The organism is Microvirga sp. (assembly GCF_014699075.1).
GTDB lineage: Bacteria > Pseudomonadota > Alphaproteobacteria > Rhizobiales > Beijerinckiaceae > Microvirga.
Genome location: NZ_JACXAB010000002.1, coordinates 275,028 through 302,014 on the forward strand (window position 1 = coordinate 275,028; position 26,987 = coordinate 302,014).

Annotated in this window: 31 protein-coding genes; 5 read left to right on the forward strand and 26 right to left on the reverse strand. The window is 58.8% G+C overall.

The genetic code is table 11. From position 1 onward, the window contains the following. Positions 1-6: 6 nt before the first annotated feature. Positions 7-219 carry a hypothetical protein gene (locus IC232_RS04505; RefSeq protein ID WP_190843726.1) on the reverse strand — a complete coding sequence of 71 codons (213 nt, stop codon included), beginning with the start codon at positions 217-219 and terminating at the stop codon, positions 7-9. Positions 220-802: 583 nt separating this feature from the next. Between IC232_RS04505 and IC232_RS04510 the strand changes: the two genes are divergently transcribed. Beyond that, positions 803-1,030, forward strand: a complete 228-nt coding sequence (locus IC232_RS04510) for a hypothetical protein (protein WP_190843727.1) — start codon at positions 803-805, stop codon at positions 1,028-1,030. A gap of 76 nt (positions 1,031-1,106) precedes the next feature. On the opposite strand, the gene IC232_RS33210 is transcribed toward IC232_RS04510, so the two are convergent. From IC232_RS33210 to IC232_RS04550, 8 genes are all read right to left on the reverse strand, one after another. Next, positions 1,107-1,322, reverse strand: coding sequence for a hypothetical protein (locus IC232_RS33210; protein ID WP_190843728.1), 216 nt, complete (start codon positions 1,320-1,322; stop codon positions 1,107-1,109). Between the two features lie 37 nt (positions 1,323-1,359). Further along, complete coding sequence (locus tag IC232_RS04520) at positions 1,360-2,274, reverse strand: ATP-grasp domain-containing protein (RefSeq protein ID WP_190843729.1); 915 nt, start codon at positions 2,272-2,274, stop codon at positions 1,360-1,362. Between the two features lie 59 nt (positions 2,275-2,333). Continuing rightward, positions 2,334-3,398, reverse strand: a complete 1,065-nt coding sequence (locus tag IC232_RS04525) for a 3'-5' exonuclease (protein WP_312895104.1) — start codon at positions 3,396-3,398, stop codon at positions 2,334-2,336. Positions 3,399-3,611: 213 nt separating this feature from the next. Then, on the reverse strand, positions 3,612-4,163 hold the full coding sequence (locus IC232_RS04530) for a hypothetical protein (RefSeq protein WP_190843731.1): 552 nt from the start codon (positions 4,161-4,163) through the stop codon (positions 3,612-3,614). A gap of 104 nt (positions 4,164-4,267) precedes the next feature. After that, positions 4,268-4,894 (reverse strand): GIY-YIG nuclease family protein, encoded by a 627-nt coding sequence (locus IC232_RS04535; RefSeq protein ID WP_246812031.1) that lies wholly within the window; start codon positions 4,892-4,894, stop codon positions 4,268-4,270. 289 nt (positions 4,895-5,183) lie between these two features. Next, positions 5,184-5,471: a hypothetical protein gene (locus IC232_RS04540; RefSeq protein WP_190843733.1), complete on the reverse strand. Its 288-nt coding sequence runs from the start codon at positions 5,469-5,471 to the stop codon at positions 5,184-5,186. 14 nt (positions 5,472-5,485) lie between these two features. Next, the gene (locus tag IC232_RS04545) at positions 5,486-6,583 is read right to left on the reverse strand and encodes a DNA-methyltransferase (RefSeq protein WP_190843734.1); all 1,098 of its coding nucleotides are present in this window, start codon (positions 6,581-6,583) and stop codon (positions 5,486-5,488) included. Positions 6,584-6,628: 45 nt separating this feature from the next. After that, on the reverse strand, positions 6,629-7,024 hold the full coding sequence (locus IC232_RS04550) for a hypothetical protein (RefSeq protein ID WP_190843735.1): 396 nt from the start codon (positions 7,022-7,024) through the stop codon (positions 6,629-6,631). 145 nt (positions 7,025-7,169) lie between these two features. Here IC232_RS04550 and IC232_RS04555 point away from each other — a divergent pair, with 145 nt between their 5' ends. Continuing rightward, on the forward strand, positions 7,170-7,571 hold the full coding sequence (locus tag IC232_RS04555; RefSeq protein ID WP_190843736.1) for a hypothetical protein: 402 nt from the start codon (positions 7,170-7,172) through the stop codon (positions 7,569-7,571). A gap of 10 nt (positions 7,572-7,581) precedes the next feature. Here the strand turns inward: IC232_RS04555 and IC232_RS04560 are convergent, their stop codons facing one another. The 6 genes from IC232_RS04560 to IC232_RS04580 all read right to left on the reverse strand — a co-directional run bounded on the left by IC232_RS04560 (position 7,582) and on the right by IC232_RS04580 (position 10,191). Then, on the reverse strand, positions 7,582-7,902 hold the full coding sequence (locus IC232_RS04560) for a hypothetical protein (protein ID WP_190843737.1): 321 nt from the start codon (positions 7,900-7,902) through the stop codon (positions 7,582-7,584). Continuing rightward, positions 7,895-8,269, reverse strand: coding sequence for a hypothetical protein (locus IC232_RS04565; protein WP_190843738.1), 375 nt, complete (start codon positions 8,267-8,269; stop codon positions 7,895-7,897). The genes IC232_RS04560 and IC232_RS04565 overlap by 8 nt, the downstream gene beginning before the upstream one ends. Before the next feature lie 27 nt (positions 8,270-8,296). Continuing rightward, on the reverse strand, positions 8,297-8,422 hold the full coding sequence (locus IC232_RS32820; RefSeq protein WP_281413341.1) for a hypothetical protein: 126 nt from the start codon (positions 8,420-8,422) through the stop codon (positions 8,297-8,299). Then, a complete protein-coding gene (locus IC232_RS04570; RefSeq protein ID WP_190843739.1) occupies positions 8,419-9,129 on the reverse strand; it encodes a hypothetical protein in 711 nt (236 codons plus the stop codon). Before IC232_RS04570 ends, IC232_RS32820 begins: the two co-directional genes overlap by 4 nt. An 82-nt stretch (positions 9,130-9,211) precedes the next feature. Then, positions 9,212-9,871 carry a ribonuclease HI gene (rnhA, locus tag IC232_RS04575; protein WP_190843740.1) on the reverse strand — a complete coding sequence of 220 codons (660 nt, stop codon included), beginning with the start codon at positions 9,869-9,871 and terminating at the stop codon, positions 9,212-9,214. Positions 9,872-9,942: 71 nt separating this feature from the next. Further along, on the reverse strand, positions 9,943-10,191 hold the full coding sequence (locus tag IC232_RS04580) for a hypothetical protein (RefSeq protein ID WP_190843741.1): 249 nt from the start codon (positions 10,189-10,191) through the stop codon (positions 9,943-9,945). 578 nt (positions 10,192-10,769) lie between these two features. On the opposite strand from IC232_RS04580, the gene IC232_RS04585 reads away from it, so the two are divergent. Beyond that, entirely contained in the window at positions 10,770-11,252 is a 483-nt protein-coding gene (locus tag IC232_RS04585) for a MucR family transcriptional regulator (protein ID WP_190843742.1), read from the forward strand. Between the two features lie 9 nt (positions 11,253-11,261). On the opposite strand, the gene IC232_RS04590 is transcribed toward IC232_RS04585, so the two are convergent. Together IC232_RS04590 and IC232_RS04595 are read right to left on the reverse strand one after the other, a co-directional pair. Next, complete coding sequence (locus IC232_RS04590; RefSeq protein WP_246812033.1) at positions 11,262-11,660, reverse strand: thermonuclease family protein; 399 nt, start codon at positions 11,658-11,660, stop codon at positions 11,262-11,264. An 8-nt stretch (positions 11,661-11,668) separates the two neighbouring features. Beyond that, complete coding sequence (locus tag IC232_RS04595) at positions 11,669-12,121, reverse strand: hypothetical protein (protein ID WP_190843743.1); 453 nt, start codon at positions 12,119-12,121, stop codon at positions 11,669-11,671. A gap of 222 nt (positions 12,122-12,343) precedes the next feature. Here IC232_RS04595 and dinB point away from each other — a divergent pair, with 222 nt between their 5' ends. Continuing rightward, positions 12,344-13,414 carry a DNA polymerase IV gene (gene dinB, locus IC232_RS04600; protein WP_190843744.1) on the forward strand — a complete coding sequence of 357 codons (1,071 nt, stop codon included), beginning with the start codon at positions 12,344-12,346 and terminating at the stop codon, positions 13,412-13,414. A 136-nt stretch (positions 13,415-13,550) separates the two neighbouring features. Continuing rightward, positions 13,551-14,594: a recombinase RecA gene (gene recA / locus IC232_RS04605; RefSeq protein WP_190843745.1), complete on the forward strand. Its 1,044-nt coding sequence runs from the start codon at positions 13,551-13,553 to the stop codon at positions 14,592-14,594. Positions 14,595-14,632: 38 nt separating this feature from the next. On the opposite strand, the gene IC232_RS04610 is transcribed toward recA, so the two are convergent. The 9 genes from IC232_RS04610 to IC232_RS04650 all read right to left on the reverse strand — a co-directional run bounded on the left by IC232_RS04610 (position 14,633) and on the right by IC232_RS04650 (position 26,976). Further along, positions 14,633-15,865 (reverse strand): GGDEF domain-containing protein, encoded by a 1,233-nt coding sequence (locus IC232_RS04610; RefSeq protein WP_190843746.1) that lies wholly within the window; start codon positions 15,863-15,865, stop codon positions 14,633-14,635. Further along, entirely contained in the window at positions 15,862-17,253 is a 1,392-nt protein-coding gene (locus IC232_RS04615; RefSeq protein WP_246812034.1) for a putative bifunctional diguanylate cyclase/phosphodiesterase, read from the reverse strand. Before IC232_RS04615 ends, IC232_RS04610 begins: the two co-directional genes overlap by 4 nt. 602 nt (positions 17,254-17,855) lie before the next feature. Then, the gene (locus tag IC232_RS04620) at positions 17,856-18,776 is read right to left on the reverse strand and encodes a metallophosphoesterase (RefSeq protein ID WP_190843748.1); all 921 of its coding nucleotides are present in this window, start codon (positions 18,774-18,776) and stop codon (positions 17,856-17,858) included. A gap of 281 nt (positions 18,777-19,057) precedes the next feature. After that, positions 19,058-19,294, reverse strand: coding sequence for a hypothetical protein (locus IC232_RS04625; RefSeq protein WP_190843749.1), 237 nt, complete (start codon positions 19,292-19,294; stop codon positions 19,058-19,060). 71 nt (positions 19,295-19,365) lie between these two features. Next, complete coding sequence (locus tag IC232_RS04630) at positions 19,366-20,724, reverse strand: M10 family metallopeptidase C-terminal domain-containing protein (RefSeq protein WP_190843750.1); 1,359 nt, start codon at positions 20,722-20,724, stop codon at positions 19,366-19,368. A 283-nt stretch (positions 20,725-21,007) separates the two neighbouring features. Next, complete coding sequence (locus tag IC232_RS04635) at positions 21,008-22,360, reverse strand: M10 family metallopeptidase (protein WP_190843751.1); 1,353 nt, start codon at positions 22,358-22,360, stop codon at positions 21,008-21,010. Between the two features lie 113 nt (positions 22,361-22,473). Continuing rightward, positions 22,474-22,719 (reverse strand): hypothetical protein, encoded by a 246-nt coding sequence (locus IC232_RS04640; RefSeq protein ID WP_190843752.1) that lies wholly within the window; start codon positions 22,717-22,719, stop codon positions 22,474-22,476. 12 nt (positions 22,720-22,731) lie between these two features. Further along, positions 22,732-23,082: a hypothetical protein gene (locus tag IC232_RS04645; RefSeq protein ID WP_190843753.1), complete on the reverse strand. Its 351-nt coding sequence runs from the start codon at positions 23,080-23,082 to the stop codon at positions 22,732-22,734. Between the two features lie 213 nt (positions 23,083-23,295). After that, positions 23,296-26,976, reverse strand: a complete 3,681-nt coding sequence (locus IC232_RS04650) for a vitamin B12-dependent ribonucleotide reductase (protein ID WP_190843754.1) — start codon at positions 26,974-26,976, stop codon at positions 23,296-23,298. Positions 26,977-26,987 lie beyond the last annotated feature (11 nt).

Sequence of the window (26,987 nt, forward strand, 5' to 3'; positions counted from 1 at the left end):
TTTCGCCTACTCTTTCAGCAATCGATCAAGGATCTCGAGGTACTGAGCGTAATCTTCAGGGCTCGCCTGATCCTCGTATGCTCGTGCGAACTCTTGGGCGCTGCGCGACGGCTCGGTTCGGGTGTCGCCGAGTGCTTCCAGATGCTTATCCTGGGAGATGTCCGCATCGTACAAGGCAACATACCGGCGGGCGGCGTCCTCAGGGGTAAGAGTGACCATTAGGCTTTCCTTGGATGCAAAGAGATAAGGCTGTCTTGCTCTCAGCTGACTGACCCTTTTGGGGTCAGATCAATTTGTGTGTCGGTGCGGGAGGGCGAAACGCCCTCGGCCAAAAATGGACGGCCGGAGGCCGACTTCTGTCGCTTGGGATAGCGGGGATAATTCGTTAACCAGAATTGACGGGGGCAGAGCGAGGTGGGATCCAGAGGCCAGAACAAACAAGGAACATCGTTCAATGACTGGGGCCTTTCCACCGCGTTCGCGGCCATCCGAACCGGTCTCAAAACCAGGATCTCATCTCGGACGAAGCGCAGCGCCAGAAGCTTGTGTCGACACCCCGTTCCAGGAAGGGAGGCGCTGCCTCACCTCCCTGCAAGCCGCCGCTTTGCCCGGTTCATGCAGCAAGTCGGTCGCACCATCGCCTGCGGCTCAGGAGCAACCGCGTTGCGCACGCTCCGGTACGCCTCGGACTTCGTCTCGGGCTCTGCACCGGGACTTGCACCCACCCTCCGCTCCTCGCCGGAGAGGCAGGGTTGCAGGAAGGGCCTGCAACCTGCCCCCCACTGAAGAAGAGGATCTCGAAATGAGCGCAGTTACCGGAGCAATGAACGTCCTGGCCGATGCAAGCAACGGCTTTGTCTCTCGCGAGGATGTTGCCGAGGCAAGGGACCAGTTGATCGCGGCTCTGCTGGCGGACGAGAGCCTGCCTTTTGAAGTCCGGCTCCTGCTGGAGCTGCGTGAAGTCGAGGCCGGCTACGTCAATAACAAGCGGATCGGTCGTCTGATCGGAGAGGCTACAAAGCGGCACTAATCGGGCCGTTCAACTACGGAACCCAAGGGGTCGGCGTGAACCAGGATCGCCGGCCCTTTCTTATGAACTGACCAATCTATTCGTCTCCAAGAGCCTTCTTGATCATCGGTATCATGTCTGAGATCTCGATATCTCCCCGCACGAATGCGTCGAAAACGTGATCTGTCCGAGGGTCGCGTCTAACGCCCTCCATAGCGCTATCGTGGGCAGCGTGCTCTACTGCGCGGCGACGTCGCTCCATCTCCTCGGGAGTAATCTTCGGGCGCGGTGCCGACGGCTGGGTATCTGTCATACCTTGGCGCTCCGTAGGAAGGGGGTCGGGAGTGATCCTACCCGAACCGGTTCAGTACTGCATCAACGAGAGCACGCACATTGGCCGCATAAATCCCAACCTGGCCCAGCCGCATCGGATTGAGCTCGACGATCCCGACATCGCCATTGATCATGGCAATATCCAGAACGAAGCTGCCGCCTCCGAGCCGGTCGACGGCCTCTGACGCGAAGGCGAGATACTGGTCGAGCCGGAGGTTGGACATTGCCGGTCCACCTACCTTGTTATTTCCGCGATGCTCGATCATCGCAGGGTCATAGAGGGCGGTGTTGTCCAACGGCGTCTTCCACGGAATGCATCCGGCGCCCGTCACGACCTGTCCGTCGACCACGAAGAGGCGGTATTCATACGTCATCTCGACGTATTCCTGCACCAACAGGCAGGCTTGTTCGTCAATGAAGGAGTAGACCATGGCATCCAGCGCCTGCCAGAGCGAAGTGCCGACGGGAACCTGCTTGGTGAAATACTTGTCCCGCGTTGCCTTCACAAAGGCATCCTTGCCGTCGAGGTGGAGACGCTGGACCTCCGCGTCGGCCTGATCAAGATCGCAAAGTTTGATGGAGCGGCCGGCGAGCTCCAGGAAGCCTGGCACCGTCCAATAGGGTAGCGTCTTCTCCATCGGACCTGGATACGTCAGACCCTCCCGGAAGAGGTCGCTGCGATGGCCAGCCCGACCGAAGATATGGGTGACGGAATCGGGAACCTTGCTCAGGTCGTCATAAGCCTTGATCTGGGAGCCTGCACGATCCTTCAGGGTCTTCCAGAGGATCGCATTTTCAAGACGCTCCTCCGGATCCATGCCGCGATCCAGGACGAAGGCATAAGGAGGGACGGGCTCGAGGTTGGCGGTGAGACCTGCCATGCCGATCGAGGCGAGCCGGGGCGTGACCAGGATCTCGGCCAGATTGTCCATTCTCATCTCCTTCAAGGGATTTCAGCGGTAGAGTTTCCGCCGGTCCTCAGATCCTGGCTTCAATCGGCTCTTGCGGAGAACCGCTCCAAAGCGGTGATCCGGCGAACGGGAGGATCAACCGGACGTAGATAGATTTGCGACTGCAGGAAGGTGATCTCCTCCTGAAGCTTCTCTTCGGGTATGTCGATCCACCACGCCTTCTGTGAGCCGTCCGATCCGTCCGACCAGCGGTAGGATCGGGCTTTGAGAAGCTCCTTGCGCTCAAAGGGCGTGTTCGGCGCCTTGATGCGGCAGGTGATCGCTCTGGAGGCCTGGAGAAGGTAGGAGATCGGGGAGCGCCCAGACTTGGGGAGTGGGAGCTTTAGGATCTGAAGGGCGGCGAGGCAGTCTTCCGCAGCTCTGTGCGCCTTGAAGAAGAAGCCGCTCTTCATGCCGATGTAGCTGAGGGACAGATTCTCAAAGCCTTCGTCCTTCCATGGAACCTCATGGAGAGAACAGGCCCAAGGCTTCGTGGTGAAAATCGGCGACAGCTTTTCGAGCCAACGGCGATCGAAGGCAGCTTTGTGAGCGATACAGATCTCGGCGGTCGACACGAGGCCAACGACCGCATCGAGGTCGATGGACATGCCCGCGACCATGGCGTCGTCGATGCCGGTCAGGTCGGTGATGGCGGCTGGGATCGGCCCTGATGGCTGCTGCAGCTGCTGGAACGGCTGGAAGATCTCAACGATCTGCCCGTCGTCCGTAAAGGTGAACGGGACCATGGCCAGCTCGATGATGTCGCCCGTTCTTGGGTCGAGGGAGGTGGTTTCCGTGTCGACGCAGAGGCCGAGGCGGTGTCCAGCCGGGAGGTCGCGAGGATCGGGCACAGGGCAGAACGCAGTGGCGTCAGTGGCCAATTCGCGCAGGACGCGGTAGCGGCCCGTCGCTTCCAGGGTGGCGGCCATTTCCTCAAGATGCATGGATCGAACTTTCTGTAGGCGATGAGCTACTGGTGGAGAGGGGATCGGGGTTGATCCCGCACTCCTTGACCTGGTCCCAGAGGAGCGAGGTCGCCCGGGGTTTGCCGTCGGCTTTGCGGCCTTGGGTGTAGTCGCCAACCTTAAGGAGGCGGCAGTATCCAAAGCGTTGCTCAGGCCGGTCCTTTCGGCCCTTCCAGTACGGGCAACGCTGGGTTTTCACGGACGGAGATCCGTCCGGACCGGTCTCCACGCGAGCAATGCGGTAGCAGTAGTCTCCGTGCGGGATCACTGTCTCGGCACGGCTGATCCGACGGTCGTGGCGAGATTGACGGCTAAGGGCGGCAGCGGCTTGGACGGGCATCAGATGCCGGCTCCTTATTGCACGTAGATCGTGACGTCGATCGGGGAGGCTCCGAAGACCTCATCGACGATGGCCCTGATCGTCGGCCAATCTCCGCCAGAAAGTCCGGCTCCAATCCGGGGGAGGGCGAGTGACGTCGGGTGGAGGACCTCATCAGGACGTCGCGAATCCAGGATGATGCCCGACAGCATCTGATCTCGGGCCGAGGTGAGCGAGGAGCGCACGGCGTCGTACTCGACGCGGCGGCGGTCGGTGCCGACCTCCAACTGGATGAACAGATTGGCGATGGCCGCCAGATTAGGGCGCAACCGGCGGCGGAGCCCCACCTCGGTCACGCCGACGAACTGAACGGTACCAAGCAGAGAGGGAGCAACGGCCGTGTTCGGGCGAGTGCCGCGGACGGTCGGCACCGAACTATGGAGCCGCTTAAATTCGCGTTTGACGTGCGGCCAGGTGTCGGCGATGGCCTCGGCAAAGCCCTTGCCCATCGCGCCGATGCAATTTGTCCCCTGACCAATGATCATGGCCTCGGTCTGAAGAGCATTGCCGCGAATTTCTCGAATCATCGAAGTTCCTGGGGTTTGGCAAAAGATCGAATACAATCCCTTGGCCCCTGATCTCCGACTTTATAAAGCGATTGCAAGAATTTTAATTCGGACTGATGAACGGCTCAATTCCGGTTCAAGCCCATCTCCCGGCTTTGGAGCTTCCGTTTCCAAAGGTCTTCCATGCCAATGATATTCTCGAAGGTGGCGGCGGAGCCTGCGACCTCCAGGATCGAAACCTGATAGTCGCTGGGATCTCGGCTCCGAAGGGCGACATTGCCGCCGTGACCGCCGTGGACGTAGGCGAGCCAGCGGCCGTAGAACCCTCCCTCGCCGTAGGCGGCGCCGACATATTGCTCCTTCGTTTTCGGACAGGTCAGGAGATAGACTCCCCGGGAATTCGAAAGCGCTGTGCGCCAGGATAGCGGGAGGCCTTCAATCTTGGACAGGGGAGCGATGAACCGCTCGAAGCCGGGGAAGTCCGGTTCCTGAAAGACCGTGCGGATCTCGAGGACGACTTTGTTCTGATTGTCGGCGCGCTGGATCCATGCCCGCTCTGAGGCGCCCCAGTCGATCACAAGCCGACCAGAAAGGTCGAGGAGGTCATCCACCAAGGTCAGATCGTAGATGTCGCAGGTGCCGGCGAGGTCGATCCCCTCGGCGTGAGGCCAGATCCTGTCTTCCGTGGAAGGCCCGAGATACCGGCATCGATAAAAACCGGCGAGGAGCGTCTCTCCAGTCGGGGTTACCACAAAGGACGCCCAATAGCCTGCCTGCAGCTTCGGCCTGTTTCCAAAGCTCTGAGTGCCCTGGTAGAGATCGAAGGCAGGCCTGTCGTCCCGCCAAAGCTCATACGGTGTCCGGCCTCTGGTCGACCGAGAGTCTTTGTGCCTCAGAAGACGAATGTCTGAGGGCGGGACATTAGCTTGGGCGAAGAGACTGTTGAGATACAGCGGCATTGATCGCTAGGAGGTTTGCCCAGGCGGAGACTGGGTATGCTATCAACTATGTAGCGCACGTGCCTTAAGCTGCGGTTATCCGCTAGGGTTCGTAGCCGCGGCTGATCCGGCTTGCCGAGTTCTTGATGGACGAGGCAAAGACCCACTGCATGACATCTTCCTCATTGTCATGCGGTTCGTGATCGGACTGGTTCACGAACCGCGCCCGCAGGCCGATATCGTCGTCCCTTAAGATGCCAAGGGTGTTGTCCCAGCGCAGGTTCTTCTTCACCTGCGCGGCCCGTGCCTGCTCCATTAGGTCCGGGCCGTAATCATCTGATTTCGGCGTAGGGATATGAGAAAGCTCGTTGAGCTTGATATGGCGTCGCATTGGTCAGCCTCGGTTTATGGAAGGAAGTCGAGAAGATCGGCTTGGGCCGGCGCATCGACGCGGCGGGCCTCGGCCTGCCAGACGGCAAGCGTCTCATCGGAGACGCCCGGGAGGTCCGAAACGAGATCCGGCTCTACGGCCGCGAGGCGTTTGGCGCGAAGATCCTCATAGAAGAGGTCGCACCCGGAAAAGCTCCGGCCTGTTTCGCGACAAGCGACGTGGGTCGTTCCCGATCCCGAGAACGGGTCGATAACGAGATCGCCGGGCATCGAGTAAAGGAGGACCGCCCGTCGGGCGAGCTCCAGCGGGAATTGGGCTGGGTGTCCGGTACGTTCCGGATGATTGTGGCCGATGTTCCCGATATCGGTCCAAACGTTGGACGGCCAGGCACCTAAGGGATGGGACGAGAGTTGACCTTTGCGTTCCCCTTTAAACGCACGTTTGGCTGGCCCTTTCTGGGGCGTACGTGCCGGGGTCGGGTTGAAAACGGGGTGGGGTCCCTTGGAGAAGACAAGGGCAGTCTCATGGCGCTCCGATAGTCGGCCCTTGGGCGTGAGACCGTGCGGCTGGGTCCAGATCACGCGAGACTGGAAGGTGAGACCAGCCTTCTTCAACGGCTCGAAGAGGAGCGCGTCGAGTGGAGCAAGGCCGCCGGTTTCATCACGGGTGGAGCCGACCTGCAGGAACAGGGTGCCACCGGTCTTCAGGATGCGGGCACACTCGGAGATGACCTGCATCGTCCAACCCATGAAGTAGACGAAGGCCATCTGATCGGCGGAGGCACCATCGCCGTAGCGTTTGCCGACATTGTACGGGATGCTGGTGATGACAAGCTGGGCACATTCGTCCGGCAGGGAGTCGAGATAGTCCAGAACGTCGGCCTTCGCTGTCGTGTCGATCAGGGCTGCGAGGCTCTCGAGCTGGCGAGCTTTGCGTTCGGCAGTCCGCTCGCGGATACGGGCCTCGGTCTTGCGAGCATTGTGTTTCAGGGCAAGTTTGTAGATCTTGCCCCGGCTCCACCCTGAGGCCGCTCGGATCTCGTCATAGGTAATGACCGGCAGGGCTTGAAGGATGTCGGTCTCGGTCACCAGAACGGGCGAATGAGCGTTCACGTCTTTTCTCCGGCGTAGCATTGGGTTGGAATGAGGTCGGTTGGATCAGGCAACGCCGATCGCAAACGAGAGCTTGCCATCGATTGCGAACACTTGAGCGGTCGCGACGGGCTCCAGGGTATCGGCCCTGACAAAGGTATCGAACTTGTGCGGATTATACCGGATCTGCACTGCGTCAGGATGATTACGGACGGCTTCGACATCCTGGTCACGGACGTGGCCTCGGGCATACGCATGTACGTTTCGAATGTTCTCGTCACGAGTGCGGCGGAGGCCTGCCTGGCTCACTTCGAACCGGACATCCCGGAGCACGACCTGTTTTGGCTTGGCGACCACTTTCCCCTTTTTCTCGCCAGTCATGGCTTTGAGGGAGCTGCAACGCCGATGGAGGTCGCAGTAGGCGCGGACTTCACCAATGGGGAGGTCGGTTGAGGCATCCATGGGGCACTCGCTGGGGATCGGGATCAAGGGCGATAACAATCCGGGCCGTTCGCCCGATGGACGGGAACCGAATTGTGTATGTGGGCCGTTTGATAGACAAAGGATCGCCGCAAAAGCGATGGCTTCACATAAAACGGGATGAGAAATGAACTCGAAGAGCCTGTTGTTGGCTGCAATACTGGGGATCGTCGTGATGCCGGCCTCCGCGCTGACTTTACGCTGCGAATTGACCAGCGATCCCGTCGAGGCCGAGCGCATGGGCTCAGTCAATCGCTTTGTAATCGATGAGAACGCGCACGAGGTTCATATGTACTCGCGGTTCTCACCGAGCGAGCCCGAATGGAGCTTCCGGTCAAAAAAGGGCGATGTATTCGACCCTAAAGGCGATAGCTTCCTGGTGCGAAAGGATGCAACCGGGGTATTTGGAGCGGGCGTGAGGGCAGGGTTTCCGCACGCCTTCTATTACAACACCGATACGAAAAATCTCACATGGACTTACATCTGGAAGGACAAAGTCACCCGGATGCAATGGTTCTGCAGGGCATGATCTGAGGCTGTCACCGCATTTGAAGGATGATTGGGTTCGCCTGGCGAATGGCCTCAAGGGCTTTCTCCTGATGCGGGTACAGCTTCGGTGCGCTGGCCTTTCTCAGGTCCTCCTGGGCAAAGGTGAATTCGTCAACCATTTTCGATCGATCCAAGCCCACATACTCCCAACAGCGCCGGGCCGTGGGCATGGCGTTCCCGCAGATGCGTTTGATCTTGCCGAGGAGTCCGGATTGCTCACGGGCGAAGCCATATTCCGCGTCAGGATATTCCCGGGCCATTGCCCGAACGGCCTCCAGGATCTCGGTACGTGCTTTCTGTCGATCAAGCATCGGCATTCTCTCCATTGATGATCGGCCGCTCGGCCCGGACGTTGGCAACAATCTCGGCAAGGTCGATGTCCTTCGTCTTGCAGAAGGCCATCAGCTCGAACAGCAGGATCAGGATCTGAGCGTCGGGCTTGCCGGCCACGTCCTTGGCAAAGGCCACTTGGGCCTGCTGAAGGAGCACGTCGAAGTGCGATCCTTGGGCCTCACACAGGTCCATAAGCGACAGGATCAGGTGCCAGATCTGAATACCTGTGTTGCCGACCATCCCAGCGGTGCGGTCATAGGTTTCAATGGCGAGCTCGGCGCGGGAAGTTCCTGCAACGGCATCGAGGACCGTCTCAGCCCAATGGACTGATTGCGGATTGATCATGGGATAGCCTTTCGACGGGTGAATCGGTCAGTCAGCCAAAATGCCAACAAGGGTGACCAGCGCCACGCTCCCGGCAGCGCAGGCAGGAAAGAACAGGAGCATCGAGCAGAGGAGTTTAGTTTCATCTGCCGAGATGAGTTTCGCGATGCTCATTGGCCGAACAGTTCCTTTTTGCGGCTATCCAGCCTGTCATTGGCAAAAGCCATGGCGGCGGTCCTATTAGCCTTTTCGGCCGGGAGGCAGGTATCCACCTTAAGGAGTTGCGCGATGCGAATTCGCGCCTTGCGGATGTCGGCAACACTGTCGAGGGACGCCTTCGACAGGATCGATCGAACCTCGTTAACGAAGGGGTTCTTGTCGTCAGGGACAGTCTCCCTGAGCGTGATGCGGGTGAGCCCGCGCCGAAGGTCGACCCGGATCCGTACCGGCTTCAGGTCGTGGCGACTGAGCTCGATGTCGGCAACACCGTCCCGATGAAACCGGATCGTCGGCGCGATTACAAACGTCTGCCGGAGTGCGCCCTCCTGCAGTAGCCGGAAAGACTCCATCCCGTCGGATACCCGGCGTGACCGCCGGTCCAACATCAGGATCAGGCTGCCCGTCTTGGAGACGAGCGGTGCCTCGACGGTGATTTCGGCCAGGGTCACATAACGCTGTAGCGATGACGTAGCCAAACTCGCGATGCGTTTTTGTACTGGGCTGGGGCGGAAGTGATCGCGGACGAAGTAAAATGTCGCCGGCAGGACGGCGAACATGAGAAACACCGTCGCAAAGGATGTGCCTAAAATCAGATCCGCAATCGCGAGGGCTAGGAATGCCAGGACGGCGACCAGTACCGGCGCCTCGCCAAGTTTAGCCATCAGGGATCGGGGCGAGCGGGATCGTGCCCAGACCAGAGCCTGGGATGCAATTGTCGTCATGGCTGTCCTTAGGCGTGAGAGGCTAGCGGGATTTCAGATGGTCGAGGGCGGCCTGAGCGGCGCTTTTGAGATCGGGAAGCGCGCCCGTCGCGAGAGCCTGCTCGAGCTGGGTGATGAGTTGCTCTTCCGGCGATGTGATCGGAATCGCGATCTTTGGCGGGGCAGGGCGCTTCTGCCCACCGGACCCGACCAAATCTGGCGTCAGGACGATGCCCCGACCGGCATTGACGGCAAGCTGATCAGCCATCTCATTGTAGCGGTTGCCGTTGTGGCCGCGGACCCAGTTCCACTTGATCTGCTGGCGGGAGGCGAGGCGATCGAGATCCTGCCAGAGATCCTGGTTCTCGACTGGCTTCTTCTGGGCGTTGCGCCAGTTGTTGCGCTTCCAGTTGATGATCCATTCCGTGATGCCCTTGATCACGTATTGGCTGTCGGCGTGGATCGTGAAACTGCACTTCTCCTCCCCGAAGTAATCGAGCAATGCGATGGCGGCCGAAAGCTCCATCCTGTTGTTCGTGGTCATTGCGCCGCCATTGCCGGAGAGGGAATGGGCTTCCCCATTCGTGTCCAGGATGACGACGCCGTACCCGCCAGGACCCGGATTACCGGAGCAGGCGCCGTCGATATAGGCCTCGACGAGGAGGCGACCGGCAGCATCACGGGAGAAGTGGGTGTCGAACATGCGGGAGATCTCGTGCTGGAATGGAAACGAGGGGCAAAGGGGGAGGCCCGAATGGTCCTCCATGCATCGCCTTAGTGCCAGCGGGAGGCGAGGCTCGCAACCGTGGTTTCACCGGGATCGAAGGCGACTTCCGCCGTCATCTTGCGCGGACCGCCGGAGGCCGGAGCAAAGCCGAGGACGAGGGTCGCGCGGTTCTCGCTCGAGATGAGGTTCAGGCTCATCGACTTGAGAGCGCCGTGGGTCGGCTCATACATGCTGCGGTAGCGGTCGCGCAGCTGGGCGAGGGTGCCGTACCGGGAGTTCGTGTCGATCGCGATCATGTACTCTACTCTCGTGTTGGATCAGCTTTGCCTTCCTGGCTGCTGCATTAGTCAGCAGCCTTCCCGGGGTTTTCACTGATCTTTTGAACCGATTTCGAGACCATCAAAGAAGAAACAGAACTACAGTCCTAAATGAACTCACTGGATGAATTGAACGGCTTATGGGGTTTAGAATAGACGCCATTTTTCGCCCTGAACCTGGTCCGCTGACCGCCAATCCAAAAACACAGCAGATCCCAGATAGAACAGGAACGCCACTGGAACACGCCAATAGCTTTTGCTCTACCGATCAAACCTTCCAGAGGTAAACCTGCAAAAGCAAAGGATACCTCTTGGAAGAAAGCCAATTGGAAGATAGACGCCTTACGGGGTTTAACTGCCCCGCCATTTTGAATGCCTACCTGGTCCGTTGACCGCAAGTCCAAGAACTCAGCAGATCCCGGATAGAACACAAACGCTACTGGAAGATCCCAATAGCCTTTTGCCCTAACCAACTAAGCCTTTCAGAAGGTGGCCTCAGACGAACCACCCCCCTTTAATAGCCTCCGGACTGCTTAGGACTCAAAGAAAGTAACTCTATGACCACCACTGCAACTTCCGCTGACGTGAGTAGCGACGATCTCCTCCAGATGACCGCGAACGTCGTGACTGCCTACGTAACCAACAATTCCATGGTCAGGCAGGACATCCCGACACTTATCGAGAATGTGCACAAGGTGTTCGCCTCAATCCAGAACGGTCCCCAGGAGATCAAGGCGGCAGAGCCCCTGCAGCCGCGGCTGCCGATCAAGAAGACGATCACGCCGGACTACCTGATCAGTCTGGAAGACGGCCGCCAGTATCGGACCCTGAAGCGGCACCTGAGGACTGCAGGCCTGACGCCGGATGAGTATCGGGCAAAGTGGGGGCTGCCGGCGGATTATCCGATGGTTGCCGCGAGCTACTCTGAGCAGCGTTCCCAAATGGCTAAAACGATAGGTCTTGGTGTCATGAGGAAGAAGACCGCGGCAAAGGCAGTGAAGAAGAATGCTGGCCGCCGCTCAACTGCCGCATCGGCTTAGAACCGCTTTTTAGACCCAGCGCTGGGCATGGCCGGCGCGGACCAGCATGCGGCCGAGGTCCTGTCCGTCGATGGCGATACGGGCGAGGGTTCGCCCGTATCGATCCTTCCCCCTCCGCCGGATCGTGGCTGATCGGGCTTGTTCGATCTTTCCTCGAAGGAACCCAGTTGCCGCGACTGCCCGGTTGAGTTCCCGACGGGAGTGGGGGCGCCGGAGCTCAGGCGCATTCACGTTCTGGAGACGGACCTTTTCCGAGACCGTGCGGTCCGGATTCAGGATCCAAAGCGTATCTCCATCGATGACGCATAGGAGACGGGGGTTGATAGGTCGCCTGGCCCGAGCGCCGCTGGTTCTCCAGAGAAGCCAGACAACGAGGGCAGCGGCCATGGTCAGAATAACAGCGTGCATGGTGAGCCTCAGACAGCCGCCAGGGTGGCAAAGGAACGCCTGACCCGCTCCAGGTGTCGGGCCGCCGCTGCGGCATCCATCGTGCGGATACCGGAATAGACGCGGCGGCTCGTGTATCCAGCGACTTGAGAGGCAATTTTGCGCCTCTCGTCCTTGCGGATCTTGCGCGGGTCGATGGTTCGGATCAGGGAAACGGGGCCGAAGTCATGGCCACGGCGGGCGAGGGTTCCTTGGAGGAGCGCTTGCCCGGCTGGCGTAATCACCATGCAGGTAACCCGCTTGCGGCCGCCGGCGGAGTTCCGGGAACGGCGAAGGCAGCCGAGCTTCTCAAGGGCGTTCATGTCTGGCGTGACCGCATAGCCCCACTTGATTTGGACGGCAAAGCCCGTGTCCCCGCGGGAAGCCGCGAGGCGAAGATACGCCGTTCGACGGGCAAGGCTTCTGTGCTTGTCGGCAGACATTCGAAGCACCTCATTTCGGGGATTGATCGAAGAAGATCTCAAACCGGCAACGCCGCAGAAAACGGGTGGAAAACTGGCGCGCGGGTACAAAAGCAGAACAGGAAATGCTATATCCGGGAGGACGTTGCCTGCTTGCGTCCAGTCGTGGGAACCATGTCGGTCATTGACCTTGATCCAGCCATTACTGCTTTCGAGACGCATGATACGGATCTGCGTCGGGCTATGGGCGACCGGCGCATCATCCATGTAGACATGGATTCCTATTATTGCGCTGTAGAGCAACGAGATAATCCAGAACTGCGCGGCAAACCTGTTGCGGTGGGTGGCTCGCGGGAGCGGGGAGTCGTGGCAGCCGCGAGCTATGAGGCCCGCCGCTTCGGCGTTCACTCAGCGATGCCGTCGGTCACAGCCCGGCGGAAGTGCCCTGACCTGATCTTCGTGAAGCCGCGCTTTGACGTCTACAAGCAGGTGTCGCAGCAGATCCGCGAGATCTTCTTTGAGTACACGCCGCTTGTTGAGCCGCTGTCGCTTGATGAGGCGTATCTGGATGTGACCGAGAACCTGAAGGGCATCCAATACGCGACCCAGGTGGCTAGGGAGATCAGAGCCAGGATCTGGGAGGAGACGCGTCTGACGGCTTCGGCCGGGATCAGTTTCCAAAAGTTCCTAAGCAAAATGGCGTCGGATCAGAACAAGCCTAACGGTCAGTTCGTGATCACGCCAGAAACGGCACCCGCCTTCTTGGAGGCACTGCCGATCAAGAAGTTTCACGGGATTGGTCCGGCAACCGCTGCGAAGTTTAATTCGCTGGGTATTTTCACCGGCCTCGACCTCAAGGCCCAATCCTTGGAACTCTTGCAGGAGCGGTTCGGTAAGGCAGGGAGCTATTACTACTGGCTCTCCAGAGGCATCGATGGCCGGCCCGTGCGTCCTGATCGCATTCGGAAATCCGTGGGCGCCGAGAATACCTTCGAGAAGGACCTGGCGACCTTAGAGGAGATGACGGCCGCGCTGCAGCCGATCATCGACAAGGTCTGGCGCTACTGCGAGAACTCCGGGGTGCGGGGCCGTACGGTCACGCTGAAGGTAAAGTTCTCGGATTTCCAGCAGATTACCCGCAGCCGTACCCTGCCTGGAATGGTCGAGAGCCGAGCAACTCTGGACCATACGGTCATAGACCTGCTTGCCGGTGAGTTCCCGTTTGGGAAGAGCGTGCGCCTTCTCGGCACGTCTCTGTCGAGCTTGAATACAGACGAGGAGTCGGAGAGTCCTCAGCTAAAGCTTGAGCTTTGAGGCTCCATTCGGGGTGAAGTCACCTTGGCCGGAAGCTGCTGACAATTCACCGCAGTTCCCTTTTTGTTCTGGTCTTTTGGGGTCCTTTGAGATAGCCTTCCCTCATTCCTAGACAATTTGGACGTGCGGAGCCTTTATGAGCTTGGATAAGAAGAAGGCGATCGATACAGCGGTCGCTCAGATCGAACGCGCCTTCGGAAAAGGCGCGATCATGCGCCTTGGGGGTGAGCAGGTGGTCGAGGTTGAGACCATCTCTACCGGCTCTTTGGGCCTCGATGTCGCACTTGGCGTGGGCGGGCTCCCGAAGGGCCGGATCGTCGAGATCTACGGACCTGAGAGCTCGGGTAAGACAACTCTGACCCTGCACGCCATTGCGGAAGCGCAGAAGCTGGGTGGCGTCTGCGCCTTCATCGATGCCGAGCATGCGCTCGACCCAGTTTATGCCCGCAAGCTCGGCGTGAATCTCGATGACCTACTCGTGTCGCAGCCGGATAACGGCGAGCAGGCACTTGAGATCGCGGATACGATGGTGCGCTCGGGCGCGATCAACGTCGTGGTGATCGACTCCGTGGCGGCGCTTACGCCAAAGGCTGAGATCGAGGGCGAGATGGGCGAGAGCCGCCCGGGCCTTCAGGCCCGTCTGATGAGCCAGGCCCTGCGCAAGCTCACCGGGTCGATCAACCGGACGAACACCTTAGTGATCTTCATCAATCAGATCCGGATGAAGATCGGTGTCACCTACGGCAGCCCGGAGACCACGACAGGCGGCAATGCTCTCAAGTTCTACGCCTCCGTGCGCCTGGACATCCGCCGGACCTCGACCCTGAAGGATCGGGATGAGCCGATCGGCAACCAAGTGCGGGTGAAGGTTGTCAAGAACAAGGTCGCTCCGCCGTTCAAGCAGGTCGAGTTCGACATCATGTTCGGCGAAGGCATCTCGAAGATGGGCGAACTCATCGATCTCGGCGTCAAAGCCGGTGTGGTCGAGAAGTCGGGTGCCTGGTTCTCGTACGACAGTCAGCGGCTGGGGCAGGGGCGGGAGAACTCCAAGACCTTCCTCAAGGAGAACCCGGAAGTCGCTGGCCAGATCGAGGCCAGGATCCGCCAAAACGCCGGCCTGCTCATGCATGATCTGCAGGCCAACGACACGGGCGATGAGGCGGCCGACGACGCTGCGTAAACAGCGAAAGGCCGGTCGATCTGACCGGCCTTTTCTTTTCAGGCGACCTTTTGATCAGGCTGAGGAATAGTATCGAACAGACGGTAGCGACCCCTGCCTTCCGATTTTGCCTGATAAAGGGCTTTGTCTGCACGCCGCATAATCTTGTCGCCGGTCAGGCTGCGATCTTTCGCCACGAAGATCCCGATGCTTATCCCTATCGAGACCTCCTGACGATCCAGCAGAATTGGAGCACTGACGGCTCCGATGATCCGCTGTGCAATAGACTCTGCCACCTCGACCGAAAGAGTGTCCCGGAGCAGAACAGCAAACTCATCGCCGCCAAGACGAGCAGCGACATCGCTTGGTCTAATGGAGTGTTGAAGACGCTTGGCGACCGCCCGCAGCAACTCGTCACCAGCCGCGTGTCCGAGCCTGTCATTGACCTTTTTGAAGCCGTCCAGATCGAGATACAAGACTGTCGACGGTTGACCCCGGGAGCGCAACGCATCGAGCTCGCTGTTCAAATGCTCTCGGAAGAGAACGCGGTTCGCCAGGCCCGTCATAGCGTCATAATGGGCCAAGTGCGACAGGTTCCTGGCAAGCTCCTGAACCTCATCATGGGCGTTCTCGAGCCGATCGTTCTGGAGCTTCATGAAAGCCATCAAGGCGAAGCCGCAAGCAATCATTCCAAGCATCATCAGCGTGAAAGTTCGATGCAAACCCGACAGGGATGCATGATCCTCCGTAATCAGGCCGGCAACATACTGGTTTGCCGTGCCAACGAGGGACGGCAGGAGAGTTTCAATCGGCTCAAGTAGTGCGGCTGCTTGGTCAGCCGCTCCGGGTTCCTCAAGGCGGTTTATGAATGGCTCCACGGCTGTGCGGATCTCATTCAGACGGTCCGCTGTCCGCTGGATCTCTGCTCCACTCCGCGCGAAGGCGCCAAAATCGCCTTCCGTCAGCATCTTGAAGCGGCTGTGAATGATGTCGAACCTGAGAACTACATCATCGGCGTTTACGCCTCCCGTACCTGTTCGATAGGCAAGAAGGGTCTGTTGAAGGCGAAAGAACTCGGACTCCGCCTTGTTTGCCACCCATGCAACATCCAGGCGGGAGACCCGTTCAAGCCGTGCCTGTCGTTCTGCAATTAGCCAAGACAAATAGGCAGCCGAGACGATAAAGCATCCTGCAAGGACCACCAGGACGACCTTAAACCGACTGAGGGTGCGTACTCGTGTCGGCGCGGTGGGGCCTATCATTTTGGTCGAGGTCAGGAGGGTGCGGATCATTGAGCGGCCACCTCGCTGAGCATCCGAACGCGTGTGTTCGGCAGCGGGATGACATTGTCATAGGTCAGGGCGGCAATCTCACTGGGTAGGACGGGAGTTCCCAGAAGGTACCCTTGAGCGTCGGTGAACCCTTCCTTTATCAGGAAGTTGAGTTCGTCTGGCGTTTCCACCCCTTCAGCGATGACGGGCAGGCCCAAGCCATCGCACAGGAGGCGGATGGCGCGAATGATCGACCCGGCCTGCTTGTTGGTGTGAACCCCCTTGATGAACGACCGGTCGATTTTGATCTTGTCGAGCGGGAACTCCCGGACGTTTGACAAGGAGGAATAGCCAGTTCCGAAATCGTCCATCGCGATGGTGACGCCAAGAGCCTTGAGCCTGTCGAGTGTTTGCAGTGCTCGGTTTGGATCACTGATGAGCGCCGTCTCGGTCACCTCAATCTCAAGCCGGTTCGGCGGGAGATTAGTCTCCGCCAGGACATTGCGAACCAAATCAGCCAATCCGGTATCGACTAACTGTCGGGCGGAAACATTTACGGCGACTGTGAGGGGCCGCTTCCAGGTTGCTGCCTCTCGGCAGGCTTCGCGTAAAACCCATTCGCCGATAGTGAGGATGAAGGTGCTTTCCTCCGCGATTGGGATGAACAGCCCGGGCGAAACATCTCCGCGGGTGGGGTGCGCCCAACGCAATAGAGCCTCGAAGCCGGTCACCTCGCCGGTGCGAATTTTGGCTTGAGGTTGATAGACGAGATGAAACTGGCCGTCCGGGATGGCTTTTGCCAAATCCTCTTCAATGGTCCGGCGCTCGCGAAGTTGGCGGCCCATAGCGGGGTCGAAAAAACGGCACGATCCGCTCTCGCCGTCCTTGGCCCGATGCAGAGCGGTGTCGGCGTACGTTAACAATTCGGCGCGATCACTAGCGTCAGACGGATATAGGGCGATGCCGACGCTGACGGAAATGGATCCGGGGACGCCAATCTCATTGATCCCGGCGCTGACGTTTCTTTGCAGCCTCTCGACTTGGAGCCTGACTTCCGTTGGGCTTTCAATGTTGGGCATCAGGATTGCGAATTCATCCCCGCCAAGGCGGGCAAGAGTCTGTCCGCGGCTGAGTGTTGCGGAGAGCTTGCCAGCAACTTCCCGAAGAGCATGGTCACCCGTCGTGTGCCCGTAGTGGTCGTTGATGTTCTTGAATCCGTCGATGTCGAGGCAGAGGATCGCCAGCTTCTGGCTCCTGGCTTGATGCCGCGCGATCTCGCGATCAACCCTGTCTATAAAGTTTGCTCGGTTCTCGAGACCAGTAACGAGATCGCGCGTGCGGTTCCAGCGGTCACGGATTCCCATACCGGCGCCGATGCCCTTCAGGACGACACCGGCAACGTAGGCCAACAGGGTAGGGTTGATTCCAAATCCGTCTGGAGGAGGGGGCGATAGCACTCTGCTCCCAACCCAGTGGGTAGACCAGATAGCAAACAGGGCAGATGAAACAGATATGCCGTTCAGGACAATACGAGAGATACCGCGGGCTTTGCGCGCCTGCGCCCACTGGTGGGCACTCGTGAGACACGCAATGACGAGAGTTGCGATTCCCATTGCGATCAGGAGAGCGGATCGCTCCGTGAAAACGAATTCGTGAATGGTCAGCATGTGATGCCCGCATCAACCTTCGAGCGTCAGCGGCCACTAAGCGCTTGAACCCGAAAGAGCTTCAACAGTTTCGATATACCGGGTTCGCACCGGTATGGCGGGGCGGCATCATGCCTTTGGATCGGGCTCAAACGAGTGAGCTTCCAATCCGCCATTTGAAACGCAAATCATGAAGTTTTGCTTATCAGACGTTTAATTCGGATCGCATCCGACTACAATCAACCGGCAGCAAATTCAGCACCAGGGTTAATCCCGATCGTCGTCAACGAACCTGTTCTTCGGCATTCAAAGCACTGGAGCTAGAGGAGTGACGCAGGCCTGCCTTTACAGACCTGCGCATCTGGTTAGCTGACGTACACCAGCTTGCTGGAATCGAGCTCCGTCTCACCGTCCCACTGGTAAGCGGCAAGGTGACCTCCTTTGGCCACGGAGTAGTCCAGACAGAGCCGGCTCCGGTCGGTGAGGACCGGCTCGCCTTGGAGCCAAAAGTGGCCAAAGACCACCGCAGCAGCGTGATCGTAGGCCAAACGATCCCCGGAGCCGAGTTCGATGTCCGGGAGGAGGGCGGTGGTTTCCGGATCCACCAGAGCAGCGGTCTTGTAGGTGGTAGCCGCATCGTCCCACCATCGGATGCGGGTGTTGGTCCGCTCGTGGCCATCCTTATCGAGGAATGATACGCCTGCCGGAAGGGCTATCTCAAGGCCCTTCAGGAGGATCTCGACAGCGTTGTGTGCTGGATGTCCTTTAGCGAAGGACGCATAGACGCCGTCCTCGGTGAGGGAAGCGTCGTTATTGACGAAATCCCGCACCACGGCAATTTCGCGGGGATGCCAGCAGGCATGAATGACCCGAAGGCCATCGGTTTCCCACCAGAGAGGGAGGGTCATGAACCACTCGACCAGCTCCTTGTGGAGGGGCGAGCCCTCTCCGACGGCATCGAGGAAAGCCTGGTGCTGTTTCCGGTTCTTTGCGCTGTGCGCCCGTAGAGGCTTAGCTGGATCAGCCGGATCGGTGAGGAACCAGCCGATGGCATTGTGCTCATGATTGCCCATCGTCACCAGGGCAAAGCCCTCGTCGCGCATCCGGCGGAGGATATCGACGGTTTCCAGTTGCTCCGGGCCACGGTCGATTAGGTCGCCAACGCTCACAAGTGTCCGGTCCTGGTGCTGCCAGGTGCCATTCTTCAGCTTATAGCCAAGCTTAGACAGCAGGGCAGTCAGCTTGGAGGCATGGCCATGGACGTCAGCAACAATATCGAAGCGCAAGTCGAACTCCTTTCGAACGCTTTGCAGCGCTCAAAGCTTGGCCGTTCATAACGGGTGAACGGGCGCGGACAGGTTGGTTACTTTTTGGGGATCAGTCTTTTCCAAAAAACCACGCTCCGAAGAAGAAATAGAGATCAATCTTAAGATTTTAATTCGCAGCGTTAACCGGATTTTAACCATACCGGCATTATCAAGGCATCAACCGGGCTGGGAAAACTGGTTGGCGAGTTCGGGAGAGACGCGGATGTACCGTCCTCCCGAAGTTCGTGCCAGCGATCATATCACTCGCAGCTATAAGCCAGAGAGATCCCGATCGGCAGAGCGCCAAGGTTCACATCACCTGCGGCCTCCACCAGCTCGGTACCATTCTTCGTCAGAGCGTTCATAAGGACGTGTTCGAATTCATCGACGGTGCGTTGCTCGCCTTCGATGCAATCGGACCAGCCGCGATCGTGCGCTTCCTGCAGCCGTTTCCGGCGAGCTTCCATTTCGGCAAAATATTCTCGAAGGGTCGGCATTGTCTCGGGGATCTCCTGAATTCCCTGGCCCGAAACAAAAAAGGGAGGTCTAAAAGACCTCCCTCTCGCGCTTAAAGCAGGAAGTAGTCCGCCTTCATCGAGGTGACGCCCTTCAGACCGATGTAGTGGTCAGCGACCGCATCTCCGTTTGCATCGATCACAAGCCTGTCGGAGGCGGTGTTGAAGTAGAACTGACCAGCCTTGCCGGCGTTGAGCTTCCAGTCGCCGGTAGAGTTGCCGAGGAAGGTCATCTTCTGACGGCCCGCAGCCTCGGGATTGGCATCGAACGACTTGAAGTCGATCTTGTCCTCCTTCTTGAAGTCGAAGATCTGATCAAAGAAAGAGAGATCGCCGAGGTCGCCGTAGCCGTTGAATTTGAACTTGTCCTTGCCTGAGCCGCCATAGAGCCGGTCGGCATCTGTCCCACTGCGGATCGTATCATTCCCTGATCCGCCTGACAGATAGTCCATCCCAGAACCACCGCTGAGAAGATCGTTGCCAGCGTCTCCATACAGCTTGTCATCGCCGGCTCGTCCATCGAGACTGTCGTTGCCCGATCCTCCCTTGATGCCGTTCCGCACCTCGTTGCCGTAGATCTTGTCGGCGTACTTCGAGCCCTTGGCATTCTCGATGACCGTAAACTCACCGATGTACACCTGGTTGGCTGATAGTAGCGAACTTGCCTTCTTGCCAATGTAGCTCCAGGTGCCGTCGTTCAGGTCGAGGACGACCTTGGCCTTGGCTGCCGAGGCGTCGATGGTGTCCGTGCCGCCGCCGTCCCAGATTAACTTGTCCTTGCCGAACTTGTAGGTGTTGGTGCCCAGCCGAGCCTGCGCGGGCCCATAAAGCGACTGTAGGGCCATCATGTCGAACACGCCAACCTTGTTATGGGGACCATCATAAGTGTACCCCATGATCGAAGAGGCGAGTTCCTTGCCTGAAAGCTTGTTGGGGCCAAGGAAGGGATGATTTAGTCCAAGAACGTGACCGATTTCATGGAGGGCGGTTTCCTGTGCATTTCCGCCCTTTCCATAATCGAGTTCCGTGTCAAGCCACACTTGACCAGGGTTGTACCTGCTTTGTGTCTTGTCATAGAAGAGGCTGTACGCATGACCAGTGATGCTGCCCTGGATTTCATATTGGCCAAATTGAATAAGTGCGTCAGCTGCGGCCGTTTCTACAAATCTGATATTTGTGAATGAGGAATAGTGCTGAAGTGCAGCACGGACGACAGCCTGCTCCTGACTGTTGTAAGTGGAAAACGTGGCATCGGCGCCGTCATAAAGGATATCTTGGTGATCGCTCGGCAACGAGGTTCGGAACGAGTAGGTGATTACGACTCCTTCACCATCATATGTGTTGGAATACCACCGGAAATACTCATCCTCGTTCCCAACGCCCCGAATTGCGAGAATAGCTTTATGCGACATAACGTTTCTTTCTTTTTCTTAGCGCATGAAGCAAGCGCGTGCGCCTGAAAATGTATCGAACCGAAATAGATTGGTACGATACAAAACCTTCTGCACAGCTTACGGTCAAGATCTTTTGGTCTGATTTTGGGGATTAAATCCCTCGTCCCATAAGGACGCCTTCTCGATCCCCGCCTTGGCCTGTGCGTTCTCCGAATTCGGATCTTTTCGTTAAGGATTATGGCAAACGGGTTTGGCGATCCGAACAAAAAGGGGGAAGCCTAAAAGCTTTCCCTGTAACCCCCTACAGAATGAAATAACTGGATTTAAACTCGTTCACCCCTCGCACCCCAACCAGGTGATCGGCGATGCCGTCGCCTGTGGCGTCGATAACAAGCGCATCCTTGCTGGTGTTATAATAGAACTGCCCGGCCTTCGAGGCTGAAAGCCTTGCGTCCTCGACGCCGTTTCCGAGGAAGATCATCCTCTGACGGCCCGCAGCAGACGGATTAGCGTCGAGCTTGGAAAAATCCATTTTATCATCGCGCCTGAAATCCAAAATGCGGTCGTAAGAGGTGAGATCGCCAAAGTTGGAGTAAGAGGAGAACTGGAATTTATCCCGACCGGTCCCGCCGCTAAGGACATCCGCGTTGCCACCGCCGCTCAGTTGGTCGTGGCCTGATCCGCCTGACAGGGTATCCAGTCCCCAGCCGCCGCTAAGGCTGTCGTTGTTGGCGTCACCCCAGAGGCGATCGTCTCCTGAACTGCCTTTGAGGGTGTCATTGCCGCCGTTCCCGTGGACGCTATTGGCGGCTTCATTGCCCATGATCTGGTCACCGTATTGGGACCCATTGGCATTCTCGATGATGGTGAAGTCGCCGATGAACACCTGTTTGGGATCGAGCAGAGAGGCAGCCTTCTTGCCGATATAACTCCAGGTGCTGTCGTTGAGGTTCAAGACGATCTTGGAACTGGCACCCCTGGCATCGATGGTGTCGTTTCCGCCGCCATCCCAGATGAGCGTGTCGCTGCCGAACTTATAGGTGTTGTTCCCAAGGCGAGCCTTCGCCGGCCCATAGATGCTCTGCAGGGCCATGATGTCGAACACACCCAGTTTGTTGTTCGGCCCAACATACGAATAGCCCATGATGGAGGAATTGAGCTCTTTACCTTTGAGGGGCGAAGTTCCATCAAACGGATGTTCTAAGCCGAGGGCATGGCCGATCTCATGCAGGATCGTGTGCATGCCACTGCCCATAAGGCTGAAGTCCTCCTGGGTGTCGATCCAGATTTCAGCTCCGCTGAAGTCGGCGTCCGGTTTCAAGTAGGTGATCTGATTGGCGAATCCGACAACGTTGCCGGGAATGTTGAACTGTCCGAAGGTGATGAGAGGATCGCCGACTGCTTCAACAAACTGAATATTTGCTACTGAGGCAATTGTTGCAAGCGCATTCCGGACAAGGCTTTTCTCGCCTTCCGAGTAGCGCTGGAACGTTGTCCGCGGCGTTCCGTAATAGGGATCGCTCCATCCTGGTGCAGTCGTCAGGAATGAATAGGTGACCACTGCCTGCTCGCCATTCATGGTATTGGCGGACTTTCGCCAGTAGACGTTATCGTCGTAGTAGCCGGCGATCGAAGCGATTGCATGGTGCGCCATAGGATGAGGTCTCTGTCACTTGTTGATGAAATGCGGAGTGATAGGGAGGAAAGGGCTCGGCAATCTTCCCCTATTGTATCAGCCGACGCTTTTGTGACGCTGGCGAAGACCAGTTACAGCAGCAATTCAGCCTGTCGTGGCAGGGCAGCGAGTTGGGCTTCCTCAAGAGCGAGCTGCCGTTGAAGACGAGGGCTGTGGAACCCGATCTTCAGGCGTTTGCGCTCCTCTTCGCATCTAGCGATATAGTCAGCCAGCCGCCCATCCCGGACGGCCTCACACATCTCCCGGGAGCCACTGGCGATCAGGCGCGGACCGTCATAGAGGACCGACGGGCCATTTTCGACGTCAACGATATGCATGTGCGAGGTCATTCAGTACGAAGGGAGGCGAATGGGAATGTGGCCGGGCTTGGAAGGGGTGCCAGGTCGCGGGCCGCTCCTGTCAGCTACATAGGATCCGGCGGCCGCCGCGCTGGAAAATACACCCTCGAACTTGCCGTCGATGTAGAGGCGAACATGGCCCGATCCCCGGATCGGGGTCACATCATAGACACGCTCGGACCGCGGCTTCTTGGCCGTCGTCGGGAGAGATCTTACAAGCCTCAGAGCAGAGACTTGGGCCATTGCAGCCATGGTGTTATGGAAGATCCCGTGGCTGGCTCCTGCGACGATCAATTCGACACGGGAGCCGTCCTGCGGGACCAGCTTGATTTCAGCCGACACGGCACATTGCCGGACCTTGCTATTCAGCTTTCGGCCGAATCGGGTCCGGTTACCGTACGAGCCTGTTTTCGAAGATTTCCGCATGATTGTATCGAGGGCAGGGGTGGCATTAGTATTTGTGAGGCTCCCCGGCGCAACTGCGTTATGGCAATGCCGCGCCGGGGACTGGGTTAAACACCGCGCATATGGGCGCAATGTTTAGGACTCTTTTCCTTACCCACATCCGCCGCTTGAATTGCACTCAAGGCAAGTTGTGCATTTGCCCGTGCGAATTACTCTCAAGCTTCCGCACGAACCGCAGGCCTCACCAATGAAGCCCTGGTTCTTGGCGACACTGAGCTTCGTGGCCATGTCATCCTCGGCTCGTGCAATTGCTGGCGGCTGAAACGGAAGGTTCTCCACTGGATGAAGCGCGAGTGCTGCGTTCCCGTCGATCTGAGGGATCACTGCCGACGATGATACGGCAACCGTCTGGATATCCGAGCGGACAAAGCCGCGGGAAATCGGCAGAACAACGCCCGAGGATTCGGCAGAACTTCCGTCGTTCTTGCCAAGGCCAACCGTAGTCGGCGTGTTCTCCTGGTCCACGTGGGCGAGGTCGTTGCGGCCGAGATAGGATACGGCGAGCTCGCGGAACACGTAGTCGAGGATCGAGGTGGCGGACTTGATGCGATCATTGTTCTGGACGAAGCCCGCCGGCTCGAAGCGCGTGAAGGTGAAGGCCTCCACGTATTCCTCCAGCGGCACGCCGTATTGCAGGCCGAGCGAGATCGCGATGGCGAAGTTGTTCATCATGGCCCGGAAGGCGGCGCCTTCCTTGTGCATGTCGATGAAGATCTCGCCGAGGCGTCCATCATTGTACTCGCCAGTCCGCAGGTAGACGCGATGGCCGCCGACGGTTGCCTTCTGGGTGTAGCCCTTGCGGCGATCCGGCATGCGCTCACGGTCTCTGACCTTGACGATGCGCTCGACAACTTTCTCGACCATGCGCTCGGAGATCTGAGCTACTTTCGCGGCGACAGGGAGGTTGGCGACGGCTTCTGCCGCGTCGTCCGCATCCTCGTCCTCATCGGCGATGAGAGCGGAGTTGAGCGGCTGCGAGAGCTTGGAGCCGTCGCGGTAGAGGGCGTTGGCCTTCAGACCCAGCTTCCAGGACAGCATGTAGGCGTTCTTGCAATCCTCGACAGTGGCGTCGTTGGGCATGTTGATGGTCTTGGAGATCGCACCCGAGATGAAGGGCTGCGACGCCGCCATCATGCGGATGTGGCTCTCCACCGAGAGATAGCGCTTGCCGATCTTGCCGCACGGGTTGGCGCAATCGAACACCGCGTAGTGCTCGGTCTTGAGGTGCGGTGCGCCTTCCAGCGTCATCGCTCCGCAGATGTGGATGTTCGCGGCCTCAATGTCGGCCTTCGAGAAGCCGAGGAATTGCAGCAGGTCGAAGGATGGATCGTTGAGCTTCTCCGCCGGGACTTTGAGCGTGCCGGTGAGGAAGTCCTCGCCGAGCGTCCAGCGGTTGAACACGAACTTGATGTCGAAGGCTGAACGGAGGCCCTTCTCCACCGCGTCGATCTTGTCGTCCGTGAAGCCCCGGGTAGCGAGTGAGCCCGGGTTAATGGCGGGCGCCTGCTTCATGGAGCCGTGACCGACCGCATAGGCCTCGATCTCGGCGATCTCGTGCTCGCGGTAGCCCAGCGTGCGCAGGGCATCCGGAACGGCGCGGTTGATGATCTTGAAGTAGCCGCCGCCGGCGAGCTTCTTGAACTTCACCAGGGCGAAGTCAGGCTCGATGCCGGTGGTGTCGCAATCCATCACGAGGCCGATGGTGCCCGTGGGGGCGATCACGGTGGCCTGCGCGTTGCGGTAGCCATTCTTCTTGCCGAGTTCCACAGCCATGTCCCAGGCATGGGCAGATTCGATCGCAAGCTGCTTGCCTAACGAATTCCAGACTTCGTTCAGAACTCCGGGGCGAGTGAGGGTATCAACGTCGAGGGGAACAAGGCTGGTTGACAGCCCATCGTACCCGTCGAGAGCACCGATGGCAGCCCGGCGGTGATTATACATCACCCGCAGCATGTGCTTCGCGTTCTTCTTGTACTGTGGGAACGGCCCCAACTCGCCTGCCATAACGGCCGAGGTGGCATAGGATACGCCGGTCATGATCGCGGTGATCGCCCCAGCAATGGCTCGTCCTTCATCAGAGTCGTAAGGCAGGCCCATGGTCATGAGCAGGCCGCCGATGTTCGCGAAGCCGAGGCCGAGCGTGCGGTACTCGTAGGAAAGCTGCGCGATTTCCTTCGAGGGGAACTGCGCCATTGTCACGGAGATCTCGAGCACCACCGTCCAGAGGCGGCAGGCGTGCTTGAAACCTTCAATGTCGAAGGTGCTTGCATTGCGGTTTAGGAACTGCAGCAGGTTGGCGGAGGCCAGGTTGCACGCGGTGTCGTCCAGGAACATGTATTCCGAGCAGGGGTTCGACGCCCGGATGCGGCCACCTTCTGGGCTGGTGTGCCAGTCGTTCATGGTGGTGTTGAAGTGCAGGCCCGGATCGGCAGACGCCCAGGCGGCATGGCCGATCTGCTCCCACAGGTCGCGGGCCTTCAGAGTTTTCATGACGCGGCCGTCCCGACGGGCGGTGAGGTGCCAGTCGGCATCGTTCTCGACGGCGCGAAGAAACTCCTCGGTTACTGAAACCGAATTGTTGGAGTTCTGGCCCGAAACCGTGAGGTAGGCTTCCGAATCCCAATCGGTATCGTAGACCGGGAAGTCGATATCCCTGTAGCCCTGCTTCGCGAACTGGATCACGCGCTTGATGTAGTTGTCCGGGATCTGCACCCGGCGGGCCAGCTTGATTTCCTTCTTCAAAGCCGGGTTCTTCTCCGGATCGAAGCAGGCATCGCCCTCGGCCTCGCAGTTGATGCAGGCCTTCATGATGGCCTTCAGGTGCTTGGCGGCGAGCTTGGAGCCGGTGACGAGGGCGGCAACCTTCTGCTCCTCCTTCACCTTCCAGTCGATGTAGCTCTCGATGTCCGGGTGATCGACGTCGACCACCACCATCTTGGCGGCGCGGCGCGTGGTGCCTCCCGACTTGATCGCGCCCGCGGCCCGGTCGCCGATCTTGAGGAAGCTCATGAGGCCGGACGAGCGGCCGCCGCCGGAGAGCTTCTCGCCCTCGCCGCGCAGCTTGGAGAAGTTGGAGCCGGTGCCGGAGCCGTACTTGAACAGGCGGGCCTCGCGGACCCACAGGTCCATGATGCCGCCGTCGTTCACCAGATCGTCCTCGACGCCCTGGATGAAGCAGGCATGCGGCTGCGGGTGCTCGTAGGAGGACTTGGACTTGGTGAGCTTGCCGGTCTTGTAGTCTACGTAATAGTGGCCCTGGCCGGGGCCGTCGATACCGTAGGCCCAGTGCAGACCGGTGTTGAACCATTGCGGGGAGTTCGGTGCCACCATCTGGTTGGCGAGCATGAAGCGTAGCTCGTCATAGAAGGCCTGGGCGTCTTCCTCGGACGAGAAGTAGCCGCCCTTCCAGCCCCAATAGGTCCAGCAGCCGGCGAGCCGGTCGAACACCTGCTTGGAGGAGATCTCGGAGCCGAGGCGCTGATCCTCAGGTAGAGAGGAGAGGGCAGCCTCGTCGGGCACGGAGCGCCACAGCCAGGACGGAACGTCGTTTTCCTCCACCTTCTTCAGCCGAACCGGAACGCCGGCCTTGCGGAAATACTTCTGGGCGAGGACATCTGCAGCGACCTGGCTCCAGGATTCGGGAACCTCGATGTTCTCAAGCTTGAAGACGAGGGAGCCATCCGGATTGCGGATCTCGCTCGTGGCGAGCCGGAAGGCGAGGGCAGCGTAGGGCGACTGCCCTGCTGTGGTGAAACGGCGCTCGAAATGCATCGTGGTCTAAT